This window comes from Halobacteriovorax sp. (genome assembly GCF_041587335.1).
Lineage (GTDB): Bacteria > Bdellovibrionota > Bacteriovoracia > Bacteriovoracales > Bacteriovoracaceae > Halobacteriovorax.
The window spans coordinates 1-5,123 of the sequence record NZ_JBFGYP010000168.1; the positions used below are offsets into that span (position 1 = coordinate 1).

General features: G+C 32.1%; 9 protein-coding genes. 8 read left to right on the forward strand and 1 reads right to left on the reverse strand.

The genetic code is table 11. The annotated features are described in order from the left end of the window. On the forward strand, nt 1-478 hold a 478-nt coding region (locus ABX784_RS15315), incomplete at its 5' end, for a hypothetical protein (RefSeq protein WP_372655936.1). Between the two features lie 76 nt (nt 479-554). After that, nucleotides 555-893, forward strand: coding sequence for a hypothetical protein (locus ABX784_RS15320; RefSeq protein WP_372655937.1), 339 nt, complete (start codon nt 555-557; stop codon nt 891-893). 1 nt (nt 894) lies between these two features. Here ABX784_RS15320 and ABX784_RS15325 read toward each other — a convergent pair whose 3' ends face one another. Beyond that, nucleotides 895-1,587 (reverse strand): response regulator transcription factor, encoded by a 693-nt coding sequence (locus tag ABX784_RS15325; protein ID WP_372655938.1) that lies wholly within the window; start codon nt 1,585-1,587, stop codon nt 895-897. 121 nt (nt 1,588-1,708) lie between these two features. On the opposite strand from ABX784_RS15325, the gene ABX784_RS15330 reads away from it, so the two are divergent. The 6 genes from ABX784_RS15330 to ABX784_RS15355 all read left to right on the forward strand — a co-directional run. Then, nucleotides 1,709-2,023: a hypothetical protein gene (locus ABX784_RS15330; protein ID WP_372655939.1), complete on the forward strand. Its 315-nt coding sequence runs from the start codon at nt 1,709-1,711 to the stop codon at nt 2,021-2,023. Between the two features lie 2 nt (nt 2,024-2,025). After that, nucleotides 2,026-3,846, forward strand: coding sequence for a hybrid sensor histidine kinase/response regulator (locus tag ABX784_RS15335; protein WP_372655940.1), 1,821 nt, complete (start codon nt 2,026-2,028; stop codon nt 3,844-3,846). 113 nt (nt 3,847-3,959) lie between these two features. Then, nucleotides 3,960-4,142 (forward strand): DUF1328 domain-containing protein, encoded by a 183-nt coding sequence (locus tag ABX784_RS15340; protein ID WP_372655941.1) that lies wholly within the window; start codon nt 3,960-3,962, stop codon nt 4,140-4,142. 9 nt (nt 4,143-4,151) lie between these two features. Beyond that, nucleotides 4,152-4,355: a hypothetical protein gene (locus tag ABX784_RS15345; protein WP_372655942.1), complete on the forward strand. Its 204-nt coding sequence runs from the start codon at nt 4,152-4,154 to the stop codon at nt 4,353-4,355. Nucleotides 4,356-4,365: 10 nt separating this feature from the next. Next, nucleotides 4,366-4,716: a hypothetical protein gene (locus ABX784_RS15350; RefSeq protein ID WP_372655943.1), complete on the forward strand. Its 351-nt coding sequence runs from the start codon at nt 4,366-4,368 to the stop codon at nt 4,714-4,716. A 72-nt stretch (nt 4,717-4,788) separates the two neighbouring features. Next, nucleotides 4,789-5,123: diacylglycerol kinase family protein (locus ABX784_RS15355; protein WP_372655944.1), on the forward strand; the 335-nt coding region annotated here is incomplete at its 3' end.

The following is a 5,123-nucleotide window of genomic DNA, read 5'->3' on the forward strand; positions in this document are numbered from 1 at the left end:
TATGTATACGAATAACAATACAGACACATTTAATGCTCCAAACTTTGGAACTATTACCAATAAAGATATAGATGAGATTCTAAGAGGGGAGATTTCTGCAACAGAAGCTTACTCGCAGGTTCTTGAATCAATTAGTGATGATCCTGAGGTGTATAGGTTAGTTCAGTTAAGATTGGATCATGAAAATGCACTAATGTTTTGGAGAAAAGAAGCTCGAATGTCTGGGAAAATTCCCGAATCAACCTCAAGTATTTGGGGGGAAGCTGTTGAGGCATTTGTAGGAGTTTCTAAACTCTTTGGTGAAGATACAGCTCTTCTTGCTCTAAAAAGAGGGGAAGAGCATGGGTTATCTAATTATGAAAATATGTTAGAGAGTGAACTTATTTCTAGCTTCCAAAAAGAAGAGATTAGAAATACTTTCATTCCAAGACAAAGAAGACATATCAAAAGTATAGATAACTTATTAAAACAAAAATAATAAACATTCTTGCTCTACTCTTTGTAGGGCAAGAATATTGAACTTATAGGAGGATGTTGTGAGGTACTTTATACTTATGGGATTAATTTCTTTTCTATATTCTTGTGAAAAAAGTAGGAAAGTCAATTTGCCTATAGTTAAAATTGAAAAAGAAAGTGAAAGGGTTTTCGAAAAGAGAATTAAAGAAATTAGAAAAAGTTTTTTAAAAATTGATGTTGAAAAAGTTAAAGAAAATTTAAGTAGTTTTGAGCGAGTGAAATTTTCTAATAGAATTGATGAGCTAAGAGCTAGTCTTAATGAAACTAGTCTGTTGATAAAAAAAGACTACTCAAAAGAAGAAGAAAGAAAAATAAAATCTAAACTGACTCAAACTAATGAGATTTGGGAATTTATAATTCAAAAATATAAGATCTAACCTACTCAGTAGGTGAGAACTTATAGCCTGCTCCATGAATAGACTCAATAATATTAGATACACTACCTAACTTTTTTCGAAGTTTACTTACATGTGTATCTACAGATCTAGAGTAGACATGTATATCTTCACCCCAAATATCATTTAGCATTGAGTCTCTATCTATTACTTCACCTTTACGGTTTGCAAAATAAGTTAGAATTTTAAATTCTAGTGCAGTTAGTTCTGTATCTTGAAATTTTCCTTCTTCAAGAATCCTTACTTCCTGACTAGACATATTTATTTCAATTTCATTCCATCTTAAATGATCGGCACTTTTCTTAGATATCTCTAACTTTTTTAACTTTGCTTCCACTCGAGCTTTAAGTTCTAAAGGGTTAAATGGTTTTGTAATATAATCATCTGCCCCTGCTGAAAAACCTAAAACTTTTTCAGATAGATCATCGTGTGATGTTAAAAAGAAAATAGGCTGCTCTGGTGAATCTAGCTGTATTTTTGAGCAGAGTTCGAGACCACTTCCATCTGGAAGCTCAATGTCTAGTAGAATAATCTCATAAGAATTTTTTGAAACTAATGTCTCCGCTTCAGAGATAGTAGTTGCCCAGTCAATCTGTAAAAGAGGACCTTTAAGGGCCTGTTCGACCATTCTGTATATTTCTTTACTATCTTCGACTAGAAGTATTGAATAATTCATTTATAAATTCCAATAGTTAGGCTGTATGGGCATATATGAGTGATTTTTCATGTATTTAATGGCATAAATATACCACGCTTTTAATGTTTTGAGCAATATTGTAGTAATGCAGAGGGTTGTTATGTTTGATTTGTCAAAAGAGAAGGCCTCGCCTGGTTTAGAAGAATTTTCTCTAGAATTTTACGAAGATCGAAAAGAAGAACTTGAGACTATGTTAGCATGTCTTGCAAATAATGATTTATCTTCAATTAGGGCCCTAGCACATAAGTGGAAAGGCTTCTCTGTTCCTTATGGATTTAACTCGCTTGAGGGTCTAAGTATTTCTTTAGAAAAGAGTACGGAGAGAGAGTGTATTGATGAAACAAAATTACTTATTAATAAAATATCCACTTATCTAGAATTGAAAGGTGATATTCTTGGGGCTAAGAGTAAGTAGATATGGAAGCTTCTAAGAAATTAATTAGAAATACTAAGAAGAAATTCTTTATTTATTCATTCTTCGGAATATCTTTAGTTGCCTTAGTGTCCTATTTTGCTGTTAGCCTTCACATGAGAAATGTAAGGACTCAGTCTTCTATTCAAGAAATGTACTCGATGATTACTAAACAACTCAGTTTAGTGAGTAAGATATCCTTATTAAGTGAGAAATTTGATTCTGAGTATAATATCCCGACTGTAGAATTTAGGCATTTTTTAAAAGAGTTAAACTCTGAAAATGAAAAGTTAAATAATTGGTTTTCTAAAAACGATCTTCCTTCGATAGATACACTTGAAAATATAATTAAAGATAATAATGTAAACTCTGAAATGCTTAAGTTTATCAAGCGCGCTAGAACTTTAGTTGATAATGAGGATATTAGTTATAGAGAAATAAGAAGAAATATTCAATTTTTAACAAATAGCTCAAGAGATGGATTGATTGGAATTTTAACCTTAGTTGGTCAAAAGCTACAAAAAGAGCAAGCAGAATCACTGCTTTTATTTAATAAAATGGGCTTCATCTTAGTGGCGCTATCTATACTGCAAGTTATTTTAATATGGTTGTTAGTCTTTAGGCCGCTTCACCTTACAATCTTAACTCAACATGAGAAAATCTCAGACGCTCTTTTACGAGCAAAGAGTGCAAGTCGTTCAAAGACAGACTTTCTAGCTAATATTAGCCATGAAATTAGAACACCAATGACTGCAATTATTGGATATGCAGATTTACTCAAAAGAGACAACGTTTCATTAGATGAGAAGAGGGATGCTGCTAAAGTCATCGACCAAAATGCCTCTCACTTACTTGGGTTGATAGATGAAATATTAGATATTTCAAAAATTGAAGCAGGTAAGTTTGATTTTGAAGATGAAGAAGTTCACCTAACTACTTTCTTGAATGAAGTCTATTCACTAATTAATGTTAAATCAGAAGAAAATGGGATTGACCTTAGATTTAAAAATGATGGTAAAATTCCTGAATATATAATGACTGACCCTAAGAGATTAAAACAAATCCTTTTTAATATTCTTGGAAACTCAATTAAGTTCACTGAAGTAGGTTTTGTTGAGCTTGTAGTGTCCTATCTTAAGAAAGATAATGCTCTTATTTTAAGAGTTAGTGATTCAGGAATAGGGATTCCTCCTGAGAAAGTGGATAAGCTCTTTAAGCCATTTGAACAAGGTGATACATCAGTAGCAAGACACTTTGGAGGAACAGGTCTTGGTTTAGTTCTTTCTAAAGGCCTTGCCCGTGGTATGGGTGGTGATGTTAGAATATTAAGCTCTAAAGTTAATGTTGGTACAGCGATGGAAGTTGTTATTAATATTGGTGAACCAAAAACTCTAGAGTTAATGAGCTCTTTTTCTACGAATATAATAGATGAAAAAAAATCTGAGATTGATATAAATGCACTTACTGGAAAAAGCATTCTAGTTGTCGATGATGCAAAAGAAAATGCTCGTCTTTTTAAACTTTACTTAAGTGAAGCAGGTGCTGAAGTTGAAATTGCCAATGATGGACAAGCAGCTCTTGATATTTCTGAAAAAAAATACTTCGACCTCATTCTTTTAGACCTCCAAATGCCTGGCAAGGATGGTTTCCAAGTGATTGAGCAACTAAGAAAGAGATCTTTTGATCGTCCTATTGTTGCTCTGACTGCTCATGCAATGAAAGAGGAAAAAGAAAAGACTAAAGAAGCTGGCTTTAATGACCATATTACTAAGCCTGTTTCACCTGAATTATTAATTAATTCCGTTTTACGACTTGTAACTAATTGAAAATATTATTCTATTTAAAAGTGTAGATTCCTACACATTTACTAAAACATACTGAAAAGACTACTTCCTCCTACTTTGGCAAGATAATAAGTGTCAGAGCAAAGGAGGTAGTAATGCTTTATTGGGCAACCATATTTTTTATCATCGCTATAATTGCTGGAATATTTGGATTTTCAGGTATTGCTGCAGCTAGTGCTGGGGTTGCAAAAATCTTATCATTTATTTTTCTGGTAGGTTTTGTAGTTTCTGTTGTTTTACATTTTGCAAAAGCAGTAGATAAGAAAACAAACTTATAGGAGAGTGAAATGTTTATTAATAGTTGGCTCGCTTGGTTAGGGCTTTTTACAACTATAACAATTCTTCTAGTTAGTATTAGAGGAAGAGTTAAAACAAGAAAGATAAGTGGTCATTTTGATCAGTCAATATATTCAAAACCAATGTTTAAAGGAGCGAGTATTTTTATAATCGTTCTAATCGCAATAATGCTTTTTATAAGAATAAATAACTAGGAGTTAGATTATGTTTAAGAAATTATTATTAGTTAGTATGGTTTGTTTTGCTTCAATGAGTAGTTATGCAGGAACAAGTTTCAAGCAAGACTACAAAGAATTGAAAAAAACAACTGAAAAGAAAATTGAAGTAATGGATAAGAAGCTAGAGAAGATGAGTGAAAAAGTCTCTGAACTATCAGGTGAGGCTAAAGAAGAGTTAGAAGATAAGTATGATTATCTAGTAGATATGAAAGATTCACTAAAGAACAAACTTGCTGATGTTGGAGATAGCTCTGAAGACAAGTGGGATGTAGCAAAAGACAAATTTGAAGATTATGTGGATTCTGTTGAAAGTAAAATTGATGAAGCTATAAATTAGTCTTTGTCTTTTGATAAAAGATAGAGAGGGGTGACCCTCTCTTCTTTTCTTTTTAATTAACTGGGGAATGATATGAATAATATATATATTTGTGCTTCAAGTGAAAAAAAGAGTGAGTATTCATCATTCATAGAAGAGCTCAGTTTAACTTTTAATATTAAAGAAATAAAAGACATAGAAGATGATGAAGATACTACCGTGGTTGTTCTTGGTGGTGATGGTAGTTTAAATTATTTAATAAATAATATCGAAAATATAAATAGACTTAAAGTAATATACTTTCCTCTTGGGACAGCGAATGATTTCGCAAGATCTTTAAGTCTTAATCCGATTCAACCTGAAGTGAGTATAGTTAAGGATATAGTAAATAATTCTCCCACTGTTACCATTCCAATAATGAGTTGTAA